This window comes from Leeuwenhoekiella nanhaiensis (assembly GCF_002744755.1).
Taxonomy (GTDB): Bacteria; Bacteroidota; Bacteroidia; order Flavobacteriales; family Flavobacteriaceae; genus Leeuwenhoekiella; species Leeuwenhoekiella nanhaiensis.
On record NZ_KZ319287.1, the window covers coordinates 236,147 to 258,390 of the forward strand.

17 protein-coding genes are annotated in these 22,244 nt (G+C 44.8%); 10 read left to right on the forward strand and 7 right to left on the reverse strand.

Annotated features, from left to right (window positions below; all coding sequences use genetic code 11):
- Positions 1–47 precede the first annotated feature (47 nt).
- Positions 48–1,583, reverse strand: a complete 1,536-nt coding sequence (locus tag CJ305_RS01120) for a glycine--tRNA ligase (RefSeq protein ID WP_099644395.1) — start codon at positions 1,581–1,583, stop codon at positions 48–50.
- A 381-nt stretch (positions 1,584–1,964) separates the two neighbouring features.
- Positions 1,965–2,846 (reverse strand): hypothetical protein, encoded by an 882-nt coding sequence (locus CJ305_RS01130; RefSeq protein WP_099644397.1) that lies wholly within the window; start codon positions 2,844–2,846, stop codon positions 1,965–1,967.
- Between the two features lie 54 nt (positions 2,847–2,900).
- Between CJ305_RS01130 and CJ305_RS01135 the strand changes: the two genes are divergently transcribed.
- Together CJ305_RS01135 and CJ305_RS01140 are read left to right on the forward strand one after the other, a co-directional pair.
- Positions 2,901–3,578: a ComF family protein gene (locus CJ305_RS01135; RefSeq protein WP_099644398.1), complete on the forward strand. Its 678-nt coding sequence runs from the start codon at positions 2,901–2,903 to the stop codon at positions 3,576–3,578.
- Between the two features lie 54 nt (positions 3,579–3,632).
- Positions 3,633–5,249 (forward strand): Ig-like domain-containing domain, encoded by a 1,617-nt coding sequence (locus CJ305_RS01140; RefSeq protein ID WP_099644399.1) that lies wholly within the window; start codon positions 3,633–3,635, stop codon positions 5,247–5,249.
- A gap of 1 nt (position 5,250) precedes the next feature.
- On the opposite strand, the gene CJ305_RS01145 is transcribed toward CJ305_RS01140, so the two are convergent.
- Entirely contained in the window at positions 5,251–6,024 is a 774-nt protein-coding gene (locus tag CJ305_RS01145) for an amidohydrolase (RefSeq protein ID WP_099644400.1), read from the reverse strand.
- A 162-nt stretch (positions 6,025–6,186) separates the two neighbouring features.
- Here CJ305_RS01145 and CJ305_RS01150 point away from each other — a divergent pair, with 162 nt between their 5' ends.
- Positions 6,187–7,275 carry a hypothetical protein gene (locus tag CJ305_RS01150; RefSeq protein ID WP_143469330.1) on the forward strand — a complete coding sequence of 363 codons (1,089 nt, stop codon included), beginning with the start codon at positions 6,187–6,189 and terminating at the stop codon, positions 7,273–7,275.
- Positions 7,276–7,317: 42 nt separating this feature from the next.
- Here the strand turns inward: CJ305_RS01150 and CJ305_RS01155 are convergent, their stop codons facing one another.
- The 4 genes from CJ305_RS01155 to CJ305_RS01170 all read right to left on the reverse strand — a co-directional run bounded on the left by CJ305_RS01155 (position 7,318) and on the right by CJ305_RS01170 (position 10,496).
- Positions 7,318–7,515 (reverse strand): cold-shock protein, encoded by a 198-nt coding sequence (locus tag CJ305_RS01155; protein WP_099644402.1) that lies wholly within the window; start codon positions 7,513–7,515, stop codon positions 7,318–7,320.
- A gap of 158 nt (positions 7,516–7,673) precedes the next feature.
- Entirely contained in the window at positions 7,674–7,964 is a 291-nt protein-coding gene (locus tag CJ305_RS01160; RefSeq protein ID WP_099644403.1) for a hypothetical protein, read from the reverse strand.
- Between the two features lie 202 nt (positions 7,965–8,166).
- The gene (locus CJ305_RS01165; protein ID WP_099644404.1) at positions 8,167–9,957 is read right to left on the reverse strand and encodes a chloride channel protein; all 1,791 of its coding nucleotides are present in this window, start codon (positions 9,955–9,957) and stop codon (positions 8,167–8,169) included.
- Between the two features lie 128 nt (positions 9,958–10,085).
- Positions 10,086–10,496: a BrxA/BrxB family bacilliredoxin gene (locus CJ305_RS01170; protein ID WP_099644405.1), complete on the reverse strand. Its 411-nt coding sequence runs from the start codon at positions 10,494–10,496 to the stop codon at positions 10,086–10,088.
- Positions 10,497–10,836: 340 nt separating this feature from the next.
- Here CJ305_RS01170 and CJ305_RS01175 point away from each other — a divergent pair, with 340 nt between their 5' ends.
- The 7 genes from CJ305_RS01175 (at position 10,837) to CJ305_RS01205 (ending at position 22,230) form a co-directional block, all read left to right on the forward strand.
- A complete protein-coding gene (locus CJ305_RS01175; protein ID WP_099644406.1) occupies positions 10,837–11,064 on the forward strand; it encodes a hypothetical protein in 228 nt (75 codons plus the stop codon).
- On the forward strand, positions 11,055–11,348 hold the full coding sequence (locus CJ305_RS01180; RefSeq protein WP_099644407.1) for a type II toxin-antitoxin system RelE/ParE family toxin: 294 nt from the start codon (positions 11,055–11,057) through the stop codon (positions 11,346–11,348). Before CJ305_RS01175 ends, CJ305_RS01180 begins: the two co-directional genes overlap by 10 nt.
- A gap of 352 nt (positions 11,349–11,700) precedes the next feature.
- Complete coding sequence (locus CJ305_RS01185; protein WP_099644408.1) at positions 11,701–12,447, forward strand: TerB family tellurite resistance protein; 747 nt, start codon at positions 11,701–11,703, stop codon at positions 12,445–12,447.
- Positions 12,448–12,665: 218 nt separating this feature from the next.
- The gene (locus CJ305_RS01190) at positions 12,666–16,730 is read left to right on the forward strand and encodes a T9SS type B sorting domain-containing protein (protein ID WP_099644409.1); all 4,065 of its coding nucleotides are present in this window, start codon (positions 12,666–12,668) and stop codon (positions 16,728–16,730) included.
- 60 nt (positions 16,731–16,790) lie between these two features.
- Positions 16,791–17,345 carry a hypothetical protein gene (locus CJ305_RS01195; protein ID WP_099644410.1) on the forward strand — a complete coding sequence of 185 codons (555 nt, stop codon included), beginning with the start codon at positions 16,791–16,793 and terminating at the stop codon, positions 17,343–17,345.
- A gap of 78 nt (positions 17,346–17,423) precedes the next feature.
- Positions 17,424–17,813, forward strand: coding sequence for a hypothetical protein (locus tag CJ305_RS01200; RefSeq protein ID WP_099644411.1), 390 nt, complete (start codon positions 17,424–17,426; stop codon positions 17,811–17,813).
- 88 nt (positions 17,814–17,901) lie between these two features.
- Complete coding sequence (locus CJ305_RS01205; RefSeq protein ID WP_099644412.1) at positions 17,902–22,230, forward strand: CusA/CzcA family heavy metal efflux RND transporter; 4,329 nt, start codon at positions 17,902–17,904, stop codon at positions 22,228–22,230.
- Positions 22,231–22,244 lie beyond the last annotated feature (14 nt).

Consider the following 22,244-nt stretch of genomic DNA (forward strand, 5'->3'; position numbering starts at 1 on the left):
AAAAAGCTCCGTAGAGGAGCTTTTTAGAATTCAATTTATGTGTGTTACTAGTCTTTATACCAGTGTTTAAAGTCTACTTTTTGGTGTAAAATGCCTGCAAGTTCAGCGATTTTTACACGCTTTTGCTCCATCGTATCGCGGTCGCGAATGGTTACCGTATCGTCTTCGAGCGTGTCGTGATCTACCGTGATACAGAATGGGGTTCCGGCAGCATCCTGACGGCGGTAGCGGCGTCCCACAGCGTCTTTTTCGTCATAAACCACGTTGAAATCCCACTTCAGCTCATTAATGATGCGCTCTGCAACTTCAGGCAGACCGTCTTTTTTAACCAAAGGTAAAATCGCTGCCTTAACGGGTGCAAGTATCGCCGGAAGCTTAAGCACGGTTCGGGTTGAGCCGTTTTCGAGCTCTTCCTCTTCCAAAGCTTTAGAAAACACAGCCAGGAACATACGATCAAGACCTATAGAGGTTTCTACCACATAAGGCACGTAGCTTTCGTTCAATTCAGGATCGAAAAACTGCAGTTTTTTACCGGAAAACTTTTCGTGAGCCTTAAGGTCAAAGTCGGTGCGGCTGTGAATACCTTCAAGCTCTTTAAACCCAAACGGGAAGTTGAACTCAATATCTGCCGCGGCATTGGCATAGTGTGCCAGTTTCTCGTGATCGTGGAAACGGTAATTTTCTTCACCCAAGCCCAGAGACAGGTGCCATTTGAGGCGGGTTTCCTTCCAGTGCTCGTACCATTGAAGCTCTTCGCCGGGACGAACAAAAAATTGCATTTCCATCTGCTCAAACTCCCGCATTCTAAAGATAAACTGGCGGGCGACGATTTCGTTTCTAAAGGCCTTTCCGGTTTGCGCGATACCAAAAGGAATTTTCATCCTTCCGGTTTTTTGAACGTTCAGGAAATTCACGAAAATCCCCTGAGCGGTTTCCGGTCTCAGATATAAATCTGTTGCCGTATCTGCCGAAGCGCCCAGTTTTGTACCAAACATAAGGTTAAACTGGCGTACATCGGTCCAGTTTTTTGAGCCGGTATCAGGATCTGCGATTTCGAGTTCTTCAATCAGCGCTTTTACATCGGCCAGATCTTCAGCTTCCAGCGAGCGGGCCATACGCTTAAGTACACGGTCCTGCTCCTCGCGATAGCGAATCACCCGGGCGTTTGTGGTTACAAATTCTTCTTCGTTGAATTTATCACCAAAACGTTTTTTGGCCTTATCGATTTCCTTCTGGGCTTTTTGGTTCAGCTTTTCGGCATAATCTTCAATAAGGACATCGGCGCGGTAACGCTTTTTAGAATCTTTATTGTCAATAAGCGGATCGTTAAAAGCATCTACGTGTCCTGAAGCCTTCCACGTTGTGGGATGCATAAAGATGGAAGCATCAATGCCTACGATGTTTTCGTGCATTTGCACCATACTTTTCCACCAGTACTCGCGTATATTTTTCTTGAGTTCGGCCCCGTTCTGACCGTAGTCGTAAACGGCGCTAAGGCCTTCGTATATTTCGCTACTGCCAAAAATGTAGCCGTATTCTTTTGCGTGTGATAATACTTTTTTAAAGTGATCTTCCTGTGCCATCTGCGTTGAATTCTCGGTTTGCTGTTTAAAACGGCTTCTGCTGGTCTAAAAGGTGCAGAAACAAGGGCGTAAAAATAAAAAAATAAGCGTCAACGATGCCGATATGACGGGATTTGTTGAGAAAATACGAAATACGAAATACGAAATACGAAATACGAAATACGAAATACGAAATACTTTAATTAAGAACAGAGAACAGAGAACAGAGAACAGAGAACAGAGAACAGAGAACTGACGGGTGAGAAGTAAGAGGTAAGTGGTAAAAGGTGAAAAGTAGGAGAAAACAATTTAATTTTTTATAGTTTAAGAAAACAGAAAACAGAAAACAGAAAACAGAAAACAGAAAACAGAAAACAGAAAACGGAAAACGAAAACCCGAAACTACTCCAGTTCCAGCACGCTGTTGCTTAGTAAACGGTCATTTTCAAACAGGTTGATGCGGTAAATGCCCGGTAAAAATTCTTCACGCGCAGGATTTATATACACGCAGGAGTTGATTTCCTGATTTGCATAATTGATTTCCTGATAGGCGCTGTAGATGAGGATGTTTTCACCAAATTCAAGCGAGACATGCTCGCCAATCACATTATTGCGCGGGTCAATCACCTGAATGTAAAAGTCGTGAGCACCGGGTTTAGCCAGCGCATTGGCATTTACGGTATAACAGATTTCCATTTTATCTATTCGAGAGACGCGGTCGTTAGGCACAGTCTTACCGCTGCGACGCATGATTACACCTTCGGCCTTAAACTTACTTACGCTGAGTTGGGCGCCTTTAGCCAAATCATCCTGAAGTGCCCGATTTTGTTGTTCGAGTGAGTCGCGTTGCACCACCGTTTGATCAAAAGCTGCTTCCACATCTGATTTTTGTGAGGCGAGCAGCGCATTTTCACGCATCAGGCTGTCTGTCTTTTTGCGAAGCGCGTCACGTTCCTGTCTTAAAATGCTGAGTTCGCGGCGGTAGTTTTGAAGGGTAGCCTGTGAACTTTCGGCACTTTCGAGGCGCAGCAGCAAATTTTGAATGCGGTTACGGGCTTCCTGAAGTTCTGAGGTTAAAACCTGGTTGGTCTCCAGCTCAGTGTTGTAATTGATGAGCAAATCGTTGAGTTCGTCCCGTAAAATGGCTTTTTCCTCAGAAAGGGCAGTCTTGTTTGCGGTGAGTTCGTTATAAAATTTATAGGTATAAGCTCCTAAACCTAGAAGCAGCAAAAAGAGAATGCCGATAAGAATCTTTAAAGCGTTGGTATTGCGAGTGGTACTCATTAAGCCTATTTTGATATCTTAGTGCGAAAGTTATAATTTTTAATCAAAAGCGCAGTGCGGTCTTTGCTTAAACTCTTTTTTCCGGACCAGTGTCAGGCCTGTGATGCGCTCTTGAGCCGTGGTGAACATCTTCTTTGCACCGACTGTCGACACAACCTGCCTGTAAATCTTTTGCACCATACAACGTATAATCCCATTAAAAAAGTATTGTACGGCCGGGTAAGTTTAGAACTGGCCACAAGTTTGTTTTATTTCGACAAGAAAAGTAGGGTGCAGCAGCTTATACACAACCTTAAATACCGCAATCAGGAACAGATCAGTGCGTTTTTAGGCGACTGGCTGGGAGCCGAACTGGCGCAGGTGGAGGCTTATCAAAACATCGATGTTGTGGTGCCCGTGCCTTTGCACGTCAACCGGTTAAAAGAACGCGGTTACAATCAGGTTGCGGGTTTTGGGCAGCGCATCGCGAAAGCCTTACAGGTTGACTATAACGACCGGGCTTTGTACCGAAAGAAAGCTACTAAAACGCAGGTTTTTTCAAATCGGGGAGGACGAAGTACCGAAGTGATTGACTCTTTTGGGATTACCGAAGATCAAAGCCTTAAAAACAAACACATCCTTCTGGTAGACGATCTGATCACAACAGGCGGTACGCTCGAAGGATGTGCGCTCGCTTTAAACAGGATTGAAGGAATCAAAATCAGTGTAGCGGTTATGGCAATAGCCAACTGATTAAGGCGTTTTAGCCTTAGCGTTTCCATTAAATTAATTGCTATTTTTGCCGCTATGTTTAGAAAAGGCCTACACGTACTTACCGCACTCGTTTTGCTGCTTCTGGTTGTGCAATGTGCAAAAAAAGGAACGCCTACCGGTGGACCCAAAGATGAAACCCCTCCGGTTCTTGTGCGTGCAGAACCGCCTAATTACACGACCAATTTCAACAGTAAGGAGATACGCATCTACTTTGATGAGTATATAAAGCTAAAAGATCTCAGCAAAAACCTCATCGTCTCGCCACCTATGAAAACCCCGGCAACTATTACTCCAATGGGTGGGGCTTCAAAATACATAGACATTGAGATTATGGATACGCTGTTGCCCAATACCACTTACGTGTTCAATTTTGGCGAAAGCGTGGTCGATAACAATGAGGGCAATCCGTTTTCGTTTTTTAAATACGTGTTTTCAACCGGCGATTATATTGATTCGTTGACCGTTACCGGGGTGATACGCGATGCCCTGCTTAACAAGCCCGATAATTACGTTACGGTGATGCTTTACGAGGCAGATTCAACCTATACCGACTCCTTGATTTATAAGGAAGTACCGCGTTATGTGACCAATACACTAGACAGCAGCGTGGTTTTTGAGCTGACCAATATCAAGGCAGGTCGCTATAAACTGGCCGCTTTAAAAGATGAGGCCAGCAATTATACCTTTCAGCCCGATAAGGACAAAGTCGCTTTTTACGATGGGTTTATCGACGTGCCTACAGATTCGGTTTATGTTTTGCGATTGTTTAATGAAGAATTACCGGCTGAAGCAGGCCGGCCCAAACAGGCTTCGGCACAACGGGTGGCGATCCCGTATATCGGAAATCCTGATAGTATAGGGGTGAACTTAATCAGTCAAAAGCCGGAAGGTTTTGAGCGTTTTATCAGCAATGTGAGCACGCAAGATTCGCTGCAGTACTGGTATAAACCCCAGGCAGAGACCGATTCGCTTATCTTTCAGTTTAAGACTCAAATACTCGATACCGGTTACGTGCGCCTGCGTCGCGGTCTGAAGATGGACTCTCTGCAGGTACAGCAGGCCACGAGTACACTTATTCTGGAAGAGCCGCTTCGGTTTAATTCTACCGTACCCTTAATGGCTGTTGATACGTCTAAAATCAGTATTCGTAAGAAGGATTCGACTTTTATTGAAAATTTCAAAATCCGGTTGCTGCCCGAAACACTTCAAATGCAGCTCGACTTTAAAACGGCTGAGCTGGAGAATTATGAAATTATGATGTTGCCCGAGGCACTTACTGATTTCTACGGAACAAAAACAGACACGCTGCGGTTTAGGGTGAATACCAAAGAATATGCAGATTACGGCGACTTTAGCCTGACATTACAAAATGCCGCCCCGGTACAGCACATTGTGCAACTGGTGACCGAAAAAGGGGAGGTGAAGCGCGAAATTATAGCTAAAGAAGGAACGACAGTTTTTGAGTTCGACCGTCTGGAACCCGGTAAATACTACGCCCGAATCATTGTAGATCTCAATAAAAACGGTCGCTTTGATAGCGGTAATTATTTAGAACAACTGCAGCCCGAAGAAGTAATTTACTATCCTGATCTGCTCGATATCCGATCTAACTTTTCTCAAAACGAAACCTTTTTCCTGACTCCGGAATAGCTTAAAGTTTGATACTGAAATGGTCCCGATCTGCCAAGAAATTGAGTTGGTTGCGGGTTTCTTCTAAATGCGCTTTAGATAATGTGGCGTAGATGGTTTGCTCTTTAGCTTCCGCGAAAGCTAAAGTGTCCCCGAGGCTGTCGTAGACACCGCTGTACCCGTTATACTCGTAGCCGTTGCCGTCTAGTCCCACACGATTTACGCCAATGCAATAGCTCATATTTTCAATGGCGCGTGCCTTAAGCAGCGTGTCCCAGGCAAAAATGCGTTTTTTGGGCCAGTTGGCCACATAGATAAGCGCGTCGTAATCTTCCAGATTGCGGGCAAACGCCGGAAAACGCAGGTCGTAGCAAATTTGTAAGAGCAACTTCCAGCCTTTGTAGTTGACGATGACTTTCTCATTACCGCGATTATAAACCTTATGTTCCCCGGCAAGGGTAAAGGTATGTCGCTTGTCATAGGAGGTTACCGCTCCCTCGGGGGTGACGAAGTAGAACCGGTTATAATAGTTGCCATCCTCTTCAATCATCAAACTACCTGCAAGGGCAGCTCCGGTTGCTGAAGCTTTGGTTTTCATCCAACTCAGCATTTCGCCGTTGTCAGCACGACCCTGCGGACTCATACTAAAGCCGGTGGCAAACATTTCAGGAAGGACAATAAGATCGAGTTCCTGATTGAGTTCGCTGATTTTCTGGTCAAAATAGGCACGGTTTTCAGCAGGGTTTTCCCAGGCAAGATGGGCTTGTATGGCGGCGATGTGGAGGGTGTTGCTCATAGCGTAAAGATAATTTTTTGCAAGTTATGTTTTAGGGGATCAGATTATATTGACTTAATTTGATTAGGAGAAAATATAATCAAACACAAATTGATCCAGTCAAGTAAACGGTCTAAACTTATCTACTCTAGCAGTATCCTGCTGTTGATCAATGCTTTTTTTATGTATAAGTACCTGCCAAGATATTTAAGCGACTGGCAGAGTTTTTTAGTTGCACTGGTTTATAGTCTTTTGGTACTGACCCTTGTTTTTAAGGCAGGAAATTATTTAAAAAAGTATCCTTTCCTTACCAGGGCCTCCTTCTGGATTCTGGGGTTGGGATTTTTTGGTATTAGCCTTATTATAAATCTAAATATTGACGGGCAAAATCTAAATATCGATCGCTGGTCTGCGCTCGAGGCTGGAATCAAGGCAATTCTTGAGGGTAGCTACCCGTACAGCGCTGTTGATCATCTTGGTGGCTACACCTCAAATTTACCTGGTCTTTTTATAGTGGGGATGCCTTTTTACTTCTTGGGTGATGTAGGCTATTTACAAAGCTTCACTTTCCTTCTTACCCTGATATTGATTTTTAAAAAAATAGCATCGGCTGAAGTACGTCTTATCGCGCTGCTGCTGCTCATCTGTTCGTTTTGGTATGTGTATGAAGTGGTGGTAAAAAGCGATTTGATAAGCAATACGCTGCTGCTCATTTTCTTAAGCGGCTGGCAATTTCAATCCCGATTTAAGGATTTGGGTTTTGTGACTGGTTTGCTGGTTGCACTGGTGCTTTCAACACGTCTGGTTTATACAATCCCACTGATTTTATATGTTTTTAAACCGTTTTTAGCACAGGGTATAAATCAAAAAGCACGTTTTTGCTTTGGTGTTGGGGTAGGTTTGATCCTTTTAGGAATCTTAGCTTTTATTCATACACCTTCCTGGGAAGTGTTTTTAGAATACAATCCGTTCGCTTTACAAAACAGACAATTACCCTTTGTTTTAAGTGTATTGCTAGTGCTTATAGCCTTTCCGGTGGCCTTCAGAATAGAGCGTTTTGAGCAGTTTGTGCGGGCTTCTGCCGTACTGTGCGCTCTTTCCGTGACTCTTTCTTTGCTGGGTTACTTAATCCAATTTGGATTTACACAAACAATTGACCAGTCAATATTTGATCTTACCTACTTCAATATATTCACTCCTTTTGTGTGGTTGTACCTTGTTTTGCAATTAGATCATTATCAAAAAATAAAAGCAACAAAAAACCCTGCTTAATTTAAGCAGGGTTGGAAAATCTTAAATATACTTCTATATATCTTAGTCGTGTAGAACGCGAACTTGCGCAGCTACCATACCTTTTCTTCCTTCTTCTTCGATGTACTCAACCTGATCACCTTCTTCTAGCACTTCACCGTTAAGTCCGGTGGCGTGTACAAAGATGTCTTTGCCTGTGTCATCGTTAGTAATGAATCCGTAACCTTTTGATTCATTGAAAAATTTAACTGTACCTTTCATTATAAAATTGTAAAAATTAATATTGCCACAAAGCTACGTGTTTATAGAGTACGAAGGTTACTTAAATGTAAATTTATTTTTAAAAGTTGCTGATTTTCAGAATTTTTGAGTTTAAAAAGCCTCTGAAATCGAATTGAGCCTCATTGTCAGGTAATTATTTAGGATTCAGGATCCTTAGTTTTCTTTTTTGAGGATTTACCACGTTCCTGCTGCTGCTGATATTCTTTCATTTTCATGATGTTTTCCTCGTCAAGCATATAATCTTTGACTTTACGGTCTTTCCAACGGTGGTATAGAAACATAGGCATCAGGATAAAAGCCACGGCCAGAATGGTGAGCCCTAAAAAGCGATCTCCGGTCAGCGTATCTGCCGTAAAATACCGCAGGTAAAAGCCGTAGCCCAGCGTGAGGCAGAGTATGCAAAACAGGATGATGATGAGATTGCGCATTTTTTAATTCAAGGTTTAAAGTCTGAAATTCAAAGTGCAAAGTTCAGCGTTTTTTGATAGTTCAACGAATTCAATAACCAATAACTTGTATCGATTCTGGTTTTAAAGCTTCAGATTCAAAATTGAGGTGATTTTAAATAACTCAATAACCCAATAACTTTTGAATAAATCATTCTGCATTCCTCATTCTGAATTAAAAAAACTATTTCCTCGAAAAACTCACCAGCATACGACGGTAAGCAGTTAACAATTTAGATTTTGAGATAAAGCCATGGTACTTTCCGTTTTTAATCACGGGTAAATTCCACGCGCCGCTTTCCTGAAATTTTCGCATAACAGCCTTGGCCGAATCAGACTCCAGATAAATATATTCGGGTGCGGCGTGCATCAGACTGCGTACTTCGGTGGTATCGTAAAGCGCGCTGTCAAACATAATTTCGCGTATATCATCAAGCGTAATCACACCTACGAGTTCATCATCTTCATTGACTACCGGAAACAGGTTACGCGCTGATTTGGCCACCGCGTTTTTAACCATTTCGCCCAAAGTCATTTCGGGACGCACGCGAATAAAATTCGACTCGATCACGCTTTCCACATTAAGCAGGGTAAGCACGGCCTGATCTTTATCGTGGGTGATGAGTTCGCCTTTAAGACCCAGCTCCATCCCATAAACCGAATGCGGCAGGAAGTATTTATTTATTCCGTAAGCCAATGCGGCGGTGGTCATAAGCGGAATAAACAGACCATAGCCGCCGGTAATTTCGGCAATGAGGAAGATCGCGGTAAGCGGGGCGTGAAGCACCCCGGCCATAAGTCCGGTCATTCCCACCAGGGTAAAGTTACTTTCAGATACCTGAATGCCCGCTATGCCCAAATTGTTGACGACTTTAGCAAGGCAATTGCCCATTACGCTACCCATAAAAAGTACCGGAGCGAAAATCCCACCGATACCGCCACCGGCAAAGGTAATGGCAGCGGCAATCACTTTAAAAAAGACAAGACCCGCGAGTAAGCCAATCACTACCCAGATGTTGTCGAGATAATCATTAAAAAAAGTAGAACCCAGTGCCGGCACGGCTTTGCCTTCAAGCAACTGGTTGATCATATCAAATCCTTCTCCGTACAGCGGTGGAATAAAATAAAGCAATACACCCAGGCTTCCCCCGGCAATGATAAGCCTTAAGGTCACCGACTGCCAGCGGGCATAGAATTTTTGTGTTTGAAAATACGCTTTGCTGAAATACACCGAAACCAAACCGGCCACGATGCCTAGAATGATGTAGTATGGAAAGTCTTCAATACTGAAAGCATCTTTTAGTGTAAAAGGCAAAATCGTGTCAGAACCAAAAAAGAAATAGGAAGTCAATATCGCCGAAAGTGAGGCCAGCAAAAGCGGCATCAGCGATAATAAGGTCAGGTCAAGGCTAAAAACTTCCACAGCAAAAATAATGGCGGCAATGGGAGCTTTAAAGATGCAGGACATCGCGCCGGCAGCGGCACAACCTAAAAGAAGCGTACGATGCGCCTGATCCATATGAAAAATACGGGAGAGGTATGAACTCATCCCGGCACCGGTAACCACTGTGGGACTCTCCAAACCTACCGAACCTCCAAAACCTACCGTTATAGGTGCGGTTATGAGCGAGGCATAAGCCTGATAATTGCGTAACAGTCCCTTGCGTTTAGAAATTGCGCGCAAGGTTGCGGGCACCCCGTGGCTCATAGGGTTGCGTATCACAAATTTTACAATGAGTACCGTTATGGCGAGACCAATAATGGGAAACAGAAAATAAAAACCGTAACGGTAATTTTCAACAAGGCCTCCTTCGAGCAGGTTTTGAATGACGTGCGTGATGTTTTTGATCAAGACAGCACCCAGACCGGCGAGCAGACCCGTCATAGCACTTAAAAGATAGACAAAAGTAGTCTTTGAAATATGCTTGTAACGCCAGGCGTGAAAGCGGTGAAGAAGCGGTTTTTTACCGGGCATGGTGGTTCTTTTTAAAGCTTCAAAAGTAACGGCTCAACTCGATACGCAAGGTAACTTTAGATACTTATTTTCAAAAAAAATCCCCGTGTTTTTTAAACCGGGGATTTGATGAAAACCAGATTATTAATCTAGCAGTATTCGTTAAAGGCATCTATAAGATTGTCTGCAATAAGCTCTGCAGGACGGCCTTCTATATGGTGACGCTCAAGCATATGTACTAATTCTCCGTCTTTAAACAAGGCCATTGAAGGTGAAGAAGGAGGAAAAGGAACCATAAAGCCACGAGCCAGTTCGGTAGCCTCGCGGTCTACACCGGCAAATACGGTAAATAAATTATCAGGAGTTTTGGCGTTTTGCAGTGCCATACGGGCTCCCGGTCTTGCGTTTGCTGCAGCACAGCCACAAACCGAATTCACAACCACAAGGGTTGTACCTTCTTTTTTCATAGCTGCCTCAACATCTTCGGTGGTATGTAATTCGGTGAAACCTACTGAAGTAAGATCTTCACGCATCGGTTTTACTAATTCTGCTGGATACATAGATTCTATTTTTTATTTTGGTTTACAAAGATATAAAATTATAGTCGGGCAGTAGCGTCAAACCCTACGTAAGGAATGGGATTTTTATTAGGGCGCATCTTTGCCAAAGAGGCAAAGTCAGGCTTTCGGCCGTCGCTGTTTCCCCCGTTTGCTGAGTGATTTGCCTGTTCTTGCATATTGCATAGGAGCAAACAGGGCAAACGAGCTCCACAGGGCCTCAATCCTTTGCGCAGCCCCGGAGTTTATACTGCTTCAAAAAGGTATTTTGGATGTCAGAAATTTTAAACTCAAGAGCTGGCTATGATTTATTCAATTAAATTTGTAAAGAAAAGCTAAGATTATGAGTATAGAGGCCAAGAAGTTAGAGTTGATGAATCTCCTGTTGCAAACGCAGGAAGAACGTGTGTTGGCCAAACTCAAAAAAGTTTTTGAGGAGGAAGAAACCGATTGGTGGAGTGAGATTTCTGAAGAAGAACGAGAAGAAATCGAAACAGGTCTCAGTCAGGCTGATGCCGGTGACCTGATCCCTTATGCCGAAGTGAAGAAACATTTTGATAAATGGCGCTAAAAATCGTCTGGACACCCCAGGCTGAGAGCGGTTTGATTAAAGTTCTTGAATATTTAGAAGAAAGATGGACTTCCCACGAAATTTTGAATCTGGAACAGAATTTACAGGATCTTTTAAGTCAGATTTCTGAGTACCCAAAGAGCTGCCCGGCTACTTCAAAGTATAAGCACGTTTACAAAGGACTGCTTGATAAAAATAATTATATCGTTTACAAAGTTCATCTAGAAGAGAAACGTATCGAGATCATCAACTTCATAGGAACCAAACAAAAACCTTTAGAATAAGATCATGGTTTTCCAGTAGAAAACCCAATAGAGCTTTATACATTTGACATCCTGCTGTTTTAAATTTAAATTATTCAGTTTTTTTTTGTCCAACCTTTAATCAAAAGATCTCTATGCTTTCGGCATGCGATAATTGGTAACATTTTCCACGATTTACAGACTTACCTTTTGCAAAGACTTTATTGGCATCGCAATAGGTAAAATGCCTCGCGCCGATAGCCATCGGGATGCTTTTAAATTAAAAATTTATTTTAAGGCAATGCCTCTTGGGCTTGCCCCGAGGTAGTTTATTTTTGCAACGCATTTTTAAAATTCCGGTAGGGACAGCAGCTTGCCGGCAAAACAGGAATAGATGATACGATGGATAGGAGCCCTTATAGGCTTTGCCTACCGCGGATTTTTAGGCGCGGTAGCAGGTTATGTAATTGGCATGCTTATAGACAATTTATTTTTTAGTAACCAAAAAACAGGATCCGGTCCAGGTCGCAGTCCGTTTGGAGGGCAACGCACCACAGTAACACCCGGCGATTTTGAACTCAATTTGCTTTCGCTTTGCTCTCTGGTAATCAAGGCAGACGGGCAGGTGAGTCAGCGGGAGATGGACTATGTACGGCAGTATTTTGTGCAGGCTTACGGCAAGGAGCGCGCTAACGCGACCTTTAGAACCTTTAATGAGGTAGTTAAAAAGCGCGAAATCAATGCGCAGCGTATTTGCGCTTATCTTTCTCAGCGCACGCGAAGAGAAGTGCGTCTGCAAATCGTGCATTTTCTATTTGGAATTGCTCAGGCAGACGGTACCGTTTCGGCTTCAGAGGTTAATAAAATCTCTGAAATTGCAGGTTATTTAGGGCTTAGCCGCAATGAGTTTGAGGGCTTAAAAGCCATGTTCTTTAAAAACGCAGACAGCGCGTACAAAATTCTGGAGATCGACAAGTCGGCCACAGACGCCGAAGTTAAAAAGGCCTACCGCGAGATGGCCAAGAAATACCATCCCGACAAGCTTCAACATATGGATGAAGCCTACCGCGCCGGTGCCGAAGAGAAATTCCGCAATGTGCAAAACGCGTATGAAACCATTCAGAAAGAGCGGGGGATGTAAGTGATTACTATCTTTTTAACGGATTCTGTTGCTCATCGATATTCAATCGTTTGCGCAGATGCTACTTTAAAATGCCTGATAATTAAGTGCTTACTTAAAACCATTTGAATTACTTTTATCAGGAAAATTTATTTAGGGCATTATAGTTGAAGGCACTAAATAGTTAACCCCTACGTTAGTACCCTAAATTTAACCCTAACCAGAGCCCCCTTTCTGTTATGTCTCAAAGAATTTTACTTTGTAGCGCTTTCCTTTTCATTAGCTTTTTTACCAAAGCCCAAACCGTTACGGTTGATAGCCCCAGACCCGCCGAAGATTTAGTCAATATCCTGTTTGATGATTCGTGTGCCGAGATTTCTAATGTTTCCATCTCTTCAACACAGGCAGCCGGTTATTTTAATAATAATGGAGGTGCCTTTCCGCTTGCTGACGGTGTTGTTTTACGCACCGGTGTCGCCAGCCTGAGTGCCGGGCCATACACAGGTAATGATGCCGATCTCAGCAGCAGTCTCAATTCAAACGGTGATGCCTATCTTCAGGACCTCAATGCTGCATCCGGAAACACCGGAGCTATTTCAGAAACGAGTTTCCTGGAGTTTGACTTTGTGCCCCTCGCCAGTAATTTTAGTTTCAATTTTATTTTCGCCTCTAACGAGTATGGCGAATGGCAATGTTCTTCTCAGGATATTATGGCCATCGTCCTGACCGATCTGGGAAGCGGGCAGTCTCAAAATCTGGCTGTTACACCTGCAGGAGAGCCGGTTGCCGTGCGCAACATCAGGGATCAGCGCAATAATCCGGCATGTAACGGGATTAACGATGATTTATTTGATTCGTACGAGGTAAGCAATCCGCGGTCAACTATCAATATGAGAGGTTACACAGAGGTGCTTAATGCTTCTTCAAGCCTCACTCCGGGCAATACCTATCGCATTCGTATATCAATTGCTGATGCCAATGATGCTGATTTTGACTCCGCTATTTTTTTACAGGGAGGCAGTTTTAACACCAGCGTAAACCTGGGACCCGATTTTACATTGTGCAGCGGGGACAGCGCCTCACTAACCACTAACCTGGATGCCTCGGTTTATGACCATCGCTGGCTGTACAACGGTACAATTATTACAGGACAAACCGGCAATACGATCAGCGTTAACCAAAGTGGTACCTATACCGTTCGGGTTACAAACAATGGTTGTTTGATTACCGATGAGGTGGTAGTTAATGAACTTTCGGTACGGGAACCCGAAGATCTGCAGGCCTGCTACAATGGGGGCCAGCCCGCATCTTTTGATTTAACCCGGAATAATGCTTCACGGCTGGGTCTGTCTAACAATCAGTTTGAAGTGGTGTACTACGCTTCTCAGGCAGATCTGAATGCCGGGCAGGCTATTCCGCAAGGAGAAATTACTAATTACCAAAGCTCGGGCAATCAAACCATCTTCATAAGACTGCGTAATGGAAACACCGGTAATTTTTGCGATGCGGTCTATGATTTCAGGCTTAGCGTTTTGCCTGAAATTCAAATCACCCAGCCTCAGCCATTAGAGCGTTGTGCTTCCGGTACCACAGATACTTCTTTTAACCTTACCCAAATCAACAACCGCATTTTAAACGGACAAAACCCGGCAAATTTCGATATCACGTATTACGAGTCTGAGGCTGATGCTCAAAGTGCTAGTGCTGAGGTTGAGTCACCTTACATCCTGCCGGCAGGTACAAGCAGCCGTACACTCTGGGCTCGCGTGGCTTATGCTAGCGAAGGACGCTGCTTTGAGACGGTATCTTTCGATATCCTGATCAATAATCCGCCACCGGTAGACAGTCTTTCGGATGTATTTACCTGTACTTCGTACGAACTGCCAACGCTTACCAATGGATCGTATTTTCTGGGAGCAAACGGTACCGGTCAGCGTTTAAATGCCGGTCAAATCATCACCGAAGACACCGAGATTTTCATTTACAACGGTCCTGATGCTAACGGCTGCAGCAGCCAGTCTGTTTTTACCGTCAACATTGTATCAGATTACGACCTGGCAGAGCGCGAAGCCTGTGGTGCTTTTGAAATTCCGGTCACACGTGCCGGTGCCTATTACACGCAGCCCGGTGGTCCGGCGGGTGCAGGTACGCTTATTCCTGCAGGTACTGAGCTTACTACATCGCAAACTATTTATTTTTACTTTGAAGAAAACGGCAGCGTTTGTCGTGATGATGCTTTTGCCATAACTGTTTTTCCGTTACCTCCGGTAGACGAGCCCGAAGGTGTTATTACCTGTACTAATTATACGTTGCCACCGCTTACTAATGGCAACTATTATACTGAGCCAGACGGTGGAGGCACACAACTTAATGCGGGCCAGATCATACGCAATACCCAAACGGTGTACATCTTTAATGATGACGGTCGCTGTACAAATGAATACCTTTGGCGCATTTTTATCGTTCCGCGCTTTAATGACGTGACGCGCTGTGGTTCTTACCGCCTTCCTAATGTGGAGCAGGGTAGTTTTTATACCCAACCCAATGGTGCGGGCACAGCTATCAGTCCCGGTAGTGACATTACAACTTCCCAAAGGGTATATTATTTCGTAGAGACCAATTCGGGCACCAACTGTACTTCTGATTACTCGTTTGAAGTGACTGTCATTGCGATACCCCCGGTAGACTCCTTAGATGACCAGTTGCTGTGTGAAGGCGATGTATATGAATTGCCCGTGCTTGCCAACGGCGATTATTTTGATGAACCCAATCGCCAGGGAAACCAATACGCCCCGGGCACTGAGATCAGTGAAAGCATCATTTTGTACATCAACAATGAAATAAACGGATGCTCAGACGAAACCAGTTTTGAGATTGAAGTACGCCCTGCTTTACCTATTGACAATCTTACTTTTGTGTATTCGTGCGAGCCTTATGAGCTTCCTGATTTAATTGACGGAACCTATTTCACAGAGTCTCAGGGACAGGGCTCACGCATCGAACCCGGTACTGTCATTGATACCACGACCACAATTTACATTTATAACGGTTACGATGATTTCCCAGAATGTTATTCGGAAAACGCTTTTGAAATTAATATTCTCGCAGTCACGGTACCGGTTTTTGAAGATGTTGCGGCTTGCGATAGTTATACACTTCCGCCGCTTGAAGAAGGGAATTATTTTACTGAAACTGGAGGCCAGGGGACTCAGCTTGCACCGGGTGATGTAATTACTCAAACACAGGAGCTTTTCATTTATGCCCGTAATGGTACGCGCTTCTTTTGTGAAGACGAAAGTAGCTTTACCGTCACCATATCCTCAACTCCGGTATTGACTCCTGAACCTGATGTGGAGCAGTGTGGCACCTATACCTTGCCCGATTTGCCTCAGGATCAGTTTGTCCAGGCGTATTATTTGGGGCCAAATAAACAAAGCCCCATTGATCCGGCAGATTATGAACTGACCCCCGGCAGTTACACGATTTATAAATATGCTGAAGCTACAGATAACCCCAATTGTTTTGACGAAGATGTATTTGAGGTAACAGTTTATCCTTTACTTGATTTTACGTTGGAAGGCGGTACTGTTTGCCGCGATGCCGTTACCGGAGATGTAATCAGTACCACACTGCTGGAATCAGGCTTGAGTCCTGCGGAATTTTTAGTGAGCTGGTCTTTAAACGGTACGGTCGTGGCTCAGGGACCAGATTTTGTAGCTTCTGAGGCCGGTGTTTACACCGTTTCTACCGAAAAATTAAATCCTGAAGTCGGAGCCAATTGTAACTACAACCCTACTACGGTTGAGGTTTTTGAATCCGCAATACCGGTTCTCGATGCTGAAGTGAGTCAGCCTTTTGCAGAAACTTCGGTCATCGAAGTGAGCGTAACTCAGGGTTATGGGACTTATGAATATCAGCTGGATGACGGATTTTTCCAGGAAAATCCGCGTTTTGAAAACGTGCAACCCGGCGTGCATACGGTGACCGTTCGTGGTGTAAACGGAACCTGCGGCGCGGCGGTCATCGAGGTGGTTGTGATTGATTTTCCAAAGTATTTTACGCCGAATAATGACGGTTTTCACGATACCTGGAACATCAGCTCCCTGCAGGATTATCCCGAAGCACAAATTTTTATCTTCAACCGTTTTGGAAAACTGATTAAAAGCTTGCAGCCTAACGGTCCGGGCTGGGACGGCACCTACAACGGGCGCAACCTGCCTTCAGATGACTACTGGTTTAATGTGGAATTTATGTATGAAGAACGGCCTATCGTTTTTAAATCCCATTTTACATTGAAGCGCTAGCACTTCAAAGACCTGAAAACGGAATGTTTATTGTGGTGCAAAACGGAAATACCTGTTCCTATGAAACATTTCTACCCGTTAATTTTTGTTGTCCTTTGTACCGGTTGTATTCCTTATAAGTTTGCCCCAAAAATCAAGGGCGATCATATTGAGGTTGCACATAAATTTCATCGAAAACTCTCCCGGGAACATGCCTTTATTTTTGAAGACACTAAAGATGCCGGCGAGTTTTACGATTATCTGTATTACAAACTGCAGCCCGATCCCAATTTACATCCGGATGATTTTCCCTACAATCTGCCGGTCAATTTCAATGGTCAGCAGGCCTTCCTGACTTTTTATGAGGTAGAGCGCAGTACAAACACATTAAACCTTATTCCTCTGTTTATAGACGGCGCATTACAGGCTAATGATCGTGAAACATTTTTAGAGGATCTCTACACAAGCCGCGTGGGGCGCTGGTACATTGTGATGATTTTGAGGGATGCGGAAGTAAACGATATGCTAAATCCACAACATCCTTTCCACGAGGAGGCAAAAGCTTATTTAAGCGCTCTGAAAAAGGAATATTTTGGGACCGGTCACTATCCGGGGTTGTTGATGGTTAAAAAATAAACGACTCGTACTATTTAGTTCAATTCTAAAATACCCGAAACCCAAAGCATATACCGCAATCTTGACTAACTTTGAAGTATGCAAAACTTAATTTCGGCAATCCTTTCTGTTCTTGTTTTGGCTCAGAGCTTTAGCGTGAGCCTTGCCGACTTTTTGCATATCCCCGACCTGGTGACGCATTACGAATACCATCAGGAGCATTTTGGCGATGACCTGCTTAGTTTTATTGAGAAGCATTATGGCGAACTCAAAGAAGAACACCGGCAGGAGCACGAGGGGCACGACAAGCTTCCTTCGGGGCATCAGCATTCCTGCGCCCACACCGCAGTGGTTTTTTTGAGTACCACACAACTTACACCAGAGCATAAAAGCATTCCTGCAGATCAGACCTCGGCTAATTACTTTTACCGGGATAATTACCACTTCGCAGCAGTTTCAGGCATCTTTCAGCCTCCCAAAAACGTGTAACACACTGGCGTTATTTTTTCGATTCAGGTATTGAAACCCTCTAAACAGAGTTTTAAAACCGGTGTTTTTCACGTTTTATAATACAACTATGCTTTCTGCAATCATTCATTTCAGCATTAGGAATAAATTAATTGTCCTGCTGTTTACTTTTGCCCTAGTCGCATACGGCCTTTATTCCGTAACTCAAATATCGGTAGGCGCCGTGCCCGATGTCACAAACAATCAGGTGCAGGTCATTACGACTTCGCAAAACCTGTCGACCGTAGATATGGAGCAATTCATAACCTATCCGGTTGAGCTTGAAATGGCCAATCTGCCCGGTGTCAAAGAGATTCGGTCGGTGTCAAAATTTGGACTTTCGGTAGTCACCGTGGTTTTTGAAGACGATATGGGTACCTATCTGCCGCGACAGCTTTTGGCCGAAAAAATCAAATCGGCCTCCGAGCAAATCCCCGCCAGTTTTGGAACTCCGCAAATGGGCCCCATAACAACCGGTCTGGGAGAGATTTATCAATACATACTCGATGTCAAACCGGGCTATGAAGACAAATACTCGCCTACCGATTTGCGCAGCATTCAGGACTGGATTGTAAAGCGCCAGCTTTCGGGCATTCCCGGAGTGGTCGAGATCAATACCTGGGGCGGCTATCTCAAGCAGTACGAGGTCGCGCTAAACACTCAAAAACTGCACGCGATGAACATCACTGCTGCAGAAGTTTTTGCAGCGCTTGAAAACAACAACAGCATTGCGGGCGGTGGCTATATTGAGAAAGAAAATCAGGCGTATTTTATACGCGGCGAAGGTCTGGCTTCCTCGCTTGAGGATATTGAGCAGATGGTGGTTAAAAGCGATAGCGGCATTCCCATTTACATCAGAGATGTGGCAACGGTGGGCTACGGTCACGCGACCCGTTTCGGCGCTATTACCGGTAATGGTGAGGGCGAAAAAGTACTGGGCCAGGTGATGATGCTCAAAGACGCTAACTCCAAGCAGGTGATAGATGCGGTTAAACAGAGGGTCGAAGAAATAAGCTCAACCCTGCCCGAAGGAGTTTACATCAATGCCTTTTTAGACCGAAGCGAACTCATCGCAAAAACCACCTTTACCATTACCGAAAATCTGGTTTTGGGATTTTTGATTGTGATTTTTGTAGTGGTTTTACTGCTGGGTAACTGGCGCAGTGGGCTGGTCGTGGCATCGGTTATTCCCCTGTGTCTGCTTTTTGCCATCTCGCTGATGCATATTTTTGATGTGGATGCAAACCTGCTCAGCCTCGGGGCCATCGATTTTGGAATCATCATCGACGGTGCGGTAATTATAGTGGAGTTTGTCGCCTACAAAATGGCTCAAAAGCAGGAGAGCATTAAAAATCTGAATGCTTCAGAAACCCGTAAACTTAAAGATCAGATAACCGAAGAAGCAGCCTCAACGATGATGAACTCGGCGGTTTTTGGCCAACTCATCATTCTCATTGTTTTTATTCCCATCCTGTCGCTGAGTGGAGTTGAAGGCAAAATGTTTATCCCGATGGCGCTGGTGTTCAGCTTTGCGGTAATTGGCGCGATGCTGCTTTGTTTTACCTATGTGCCGGTGGTTTCTTCCCTGTTTTTAAAGGCCGAAGTGTCCTCTGACAAAAACATTTCGGTACGCCTGATGCGCTTTCTGAGACGGCATTACGAGCGTTTACTTGATCGTGCGCTAGACGCCCGAAGACTGGTGATCGGCCTTGCGGTAGGTCTTTTTGCCGTGGCCGTGTATCTGTTTACAACCATGGGTGGCGAGTTTGTTCCCCAGCTTGATGAAGGCGATTTCGTGATTCAGCCCATACTTAAAACCGGAACTTCGCTTGAAGGAACCATTGCCCGTACCACACAGATCGAAAAAATCCTGCTTGATAGTTTCCCGGAAGTAAAACAGGTGGTAAGCCGCATTGGCGCGGCAGAAGTACCCACAGACCCCATGTCTATGGAGGACAGCGATGTGATCATTACGCTAAAAGACAAGAGCGAGTGGGTGTCTGCAGACTCTAAAGATGAGCTTGCTGCCCGTTTTAAGGAAGCCCTGAGCATCATTCCCGGGATGGATATTGAATTTACTCAGCCTATTGAAATGCGTTTTAACGAACTCATCACCGGCGTGCGGGCTGATATCGCTATTAAAGTCTTTGGCGAAGACCTCGATATTCTCAACACAAAAGGAAATGAGATCCGGGATTTGATTGAAAATGTGGAAGGAGCCGCAGATATTTCGGTCGAAAAAGTAACCGGTCTGCCCCAGATGAGTGTAAAATACAACCGGGCAAAAATAGCGCGCTACGGTTTGAATATTTCAGACTTAAACGATCTGGTTAAAATGGGCTTTGCCGGGGAAGCTGTAGGCAACATTTTTGAAGGTGAAAAACGCTTTGACCTGGTCGTGAGACTCGAGCAAAACCAGCGCCGGGACATCGATAATCTTAGGAATCTTTATGTAGATACGCCTCTGGGCGACAAGGTGCGCCTTAGCGAACTCGCCGATATCAGTTATACCAAAGGCGCAGCCAAAATCTCCCGGGATGAAACCCAACGCCGCATTGTGGTAGGGGTCAACGTGCGGAACCGCGATCTCGAGTCGGTGGTGGAAGAGATTCAGCAAATTGTATCGTCAAATGTGAAATTACCCGCGGGCTACAGCATTACTTACGGCGGCCAGTTTGAAAATCTGCAAAGTGCGACTTCCCGCTTACAGATTGCCGTGCCCGTCGCGCTTCTGCTCATTTTTATTATGCTGTATTTCGCGTTTAAATCGGTTAAGGAAGCCCTGCTTATTTTTAGCGCGATCCCGCTGGCAGCGGTGGGAGGGATCTTTTTACTCTGGCTGCGCGGGATGCCCTTTAGCATTTCGGCGGGAGTGGGCTTTATCGCTTTGTTTGGGATCGCTGTGCTCAACGGCATCGTGATGCTGGAGCATTTTAAAGAATTAAAGTCTAAAGGAATTACCGATATGCGCAAGCTTATCACACAGGGCGCTTCAGACCGGCTTCGGGCCGTCTTGCTTACCGCAACGGCAGCCGCATTGGGCTTTTTACCCATGGCGGTTTCTACTAATGCCGGTGCTGAAGTGCAACGGCCACTGGCTACGGTGGTTATCGGCGGTCTCATTTCTGCAACCCTGCTTACGCTGGTGGTTTTGCCGGTTTTGGTTTCCTGGTTTGATAACGAATTGAAAAATAAGACTGCCATGAATGTGAAATCTAAAAGCGCCGGGCTGCTGCTCCTTTTTGTATTGATGGGCGGTCTTGTGCAGGCTCAGGAAGTTTCCGGCTTTGAGGAGGTGCGCGAACTCGCCTATAAAAACAATGCGGGTTTAAAAGCGGCAGGCCTGCGCAGCGACGAGGCTAATGCAGCCATTGGCAGCGCTTTTACTTTTGATAAAACACAAATTTATTACAGTTATAATGAGAATGATATAGCGTCAAACAACAGGCCTATTGACGTATTTGGCGTGAGTCAGACCTTTGCGTTTCCTACGGTGTATTTTGCGCAGGCCAAAGTAAACCGTGCCAATTACAATCTGGTTGCAACCCGTGCCGAACTCACAAAAATTGAGCTCGAACAGAACCTGGCGGAAGCCTATTACCGACTTCAGTTTGTGTCTGAAAAGCTTCGGTTGTACCAAAACTTGGACAGTATTTATCAAAATTTCGCTTACGCTGCCAAACGTCGTTTTGAGTTGGGTGAAAGCAATTACCTCGAGAAAATTTCGGCGCAAGCCAAACAAAAAGAGATTGAAACCCGCCTGAAGCAAGTGCAGGAAGACCTCAAAGCGGCAAACCTGCAATTAAGCCGGCTCGTGCAGGCCGATACGCTCGTAGTAGCCGTACAGCCTTTGGAACGCCTGGTTCCTGACGGCAATCCAAACGCAGTGCTCACCGCAAATGCCCTTTACGATTCGCGTGTGGAGCTAGCTGAAGCCCAGCGTAAATTCAGCAGTCAGCAGTTGCTGCCCGATCTTACACTCAATTATTTTCAGGGTTCCAACGACGGACTCAACAAAAACCTGATTGGCTATCAGTTTGGGGTAAAAATTCCGCTGTTTTTTAGCGGTACCAGCAGCCAGATTAAAACCGCCAGGATTGCGGCGGAGGCCGCGGAGCAGGAAGCGCTCAATTATAAAATACGACTGCAAAGCCGGGAAAGCGAACTGCGCAGCGAGCTAAACAAATACGCCGAAAGTCTCGTGTATTACGATACCGAGGGTCTTGCGCTTGCGGGCGAACTCGAGAAAACCGCGATCTCCAGCTACAAAAACGGGGAGGTCAGCTTTTTTGAGTACATCCAGATCCTGCAGCAGGCTTACGAGATCAAACTCAGTTACCTCGAAAGCGTAAACAACTACAATCAGGCAGTTATTAAACTCAACTACTTGATTTTATAAACTCAGACAACACA

Excerpts from the sequence above, each read along its gene's own strand:
- CJ305_RS01155 (WP_099644402.1), bottom strand. The coding sequence starts at position 7,515 with ATGAAAGGTACAGTTAAATTTTTCAATGAATCAAAAGGTTACGGATTC.
- CJ305_RS01165 (WP_099644404.1), bottom strand. The coding sequence starts at position 9,957 with ATGCCCGGTAAAAAACCGCTTCTTCACCGCTTTCACGCCTGGCGTTAC.
- CJ305_RS01170 (WP_099644405.1), bottom strand. The coding sequence starts at position 10,496 with ATGTATCCAGCAGAATTAGTAAAACCGATGCGTGAAGATCTTACTTCA.
- CJ305_RS01150 (WP_143469330.1), top strand. The coding sequence starts at position 6,187 with ATGTATAAGTACCTGCCAAGATATTTAAGCGACTGGCAGAGTTTTTTA.
- CJ305_RS01175 (WP_099644406.1), top strand. The coding sequence starts at position 10,837 with ATGAGTATAGAGGCCAAGAAGTTAGAGTTGATGAATCTCCTGTTGCAA.
- CJ305_RS01190 (WP_099644409.1), top strand. The coding sequence starts at position 12,666 with ATGTCTCAAAGAATTTTACTTTGTAGCGCTTTCCTTTTCATTAGCTTT.
- CJ305_RS01180 (WP_099644407.1), top strand. The coding sequence starts at position 11,055 with ATGGCGCTAAAAATCGTCTGGACACCCCAGGCTGAGAGCGGTTTGATT.
- CJ305_RS01145 (WP_099644400.1), bottom strand. The coding sequence starts at position 6,024 with ATGAGCAACACCCTCCACATCGCCGCCATACAAGCCCATCTTGCCTGG.
- CJ305_RS01185 (WP_099644408.1), top strand. The coding sequence starts at position 11,701 with ATGATACGATGGATAGGAGCCCTTATAGGCTTTGCCTACCGCGGATTT.
- CJ305_RS01120 (WP_099644395.1), bottom strand. The coding sequence starts at position 1,583 with ATGGCACAGGAAGATCACTTTAAAAAAGTATTATCACACGCAAAAGAA.
- CJ305_RS01200 (WP_099644411.1), top strand. The coding sequence starts at position 17,424 with ATGCAAAACTTAATTTCGGCAATCCTTTCTGTTCTTGTTTTGGCTCAG.
- CJ305_RS01160 (WP_099644403.1), bottom strand. The coding sequence starts at position 7,964 with ATGCGCAATCTCATCATCATCCTGTTTTGCATACTCTGCCTCACGCTG.
- CJ305_RS01130 (WP_099644397.1), bottom strand. The coding sequence starts at position 2,846 with ATGAGTACCACTCGCAATACCAACGCTTTAAAGATTCTTATCGGCATT.
- CJ305_RS01140 (WP_099644399.1), top strand. The coding sequence starts at position 3,633 with ATGTTTAGAAAAGGCCTACACGTACTTACCGCACTCGTTTTGCTGCTT.
- CJ305_RS01195 (WP_099644410.1), top strand. The coding sequence starts at position 16,791 with ATGAAACATTTCTACCCGTTAATTTTTGTTGTCCTTTGTACCGGTTGT.
- CJ305_RS01205 (WP_099644412.1), top strand. The coding sequence starts at position 17,902 with ATGCTTTCTGCAATCATTCATTTCAGCATTAGGAATAAATTAATTGTC.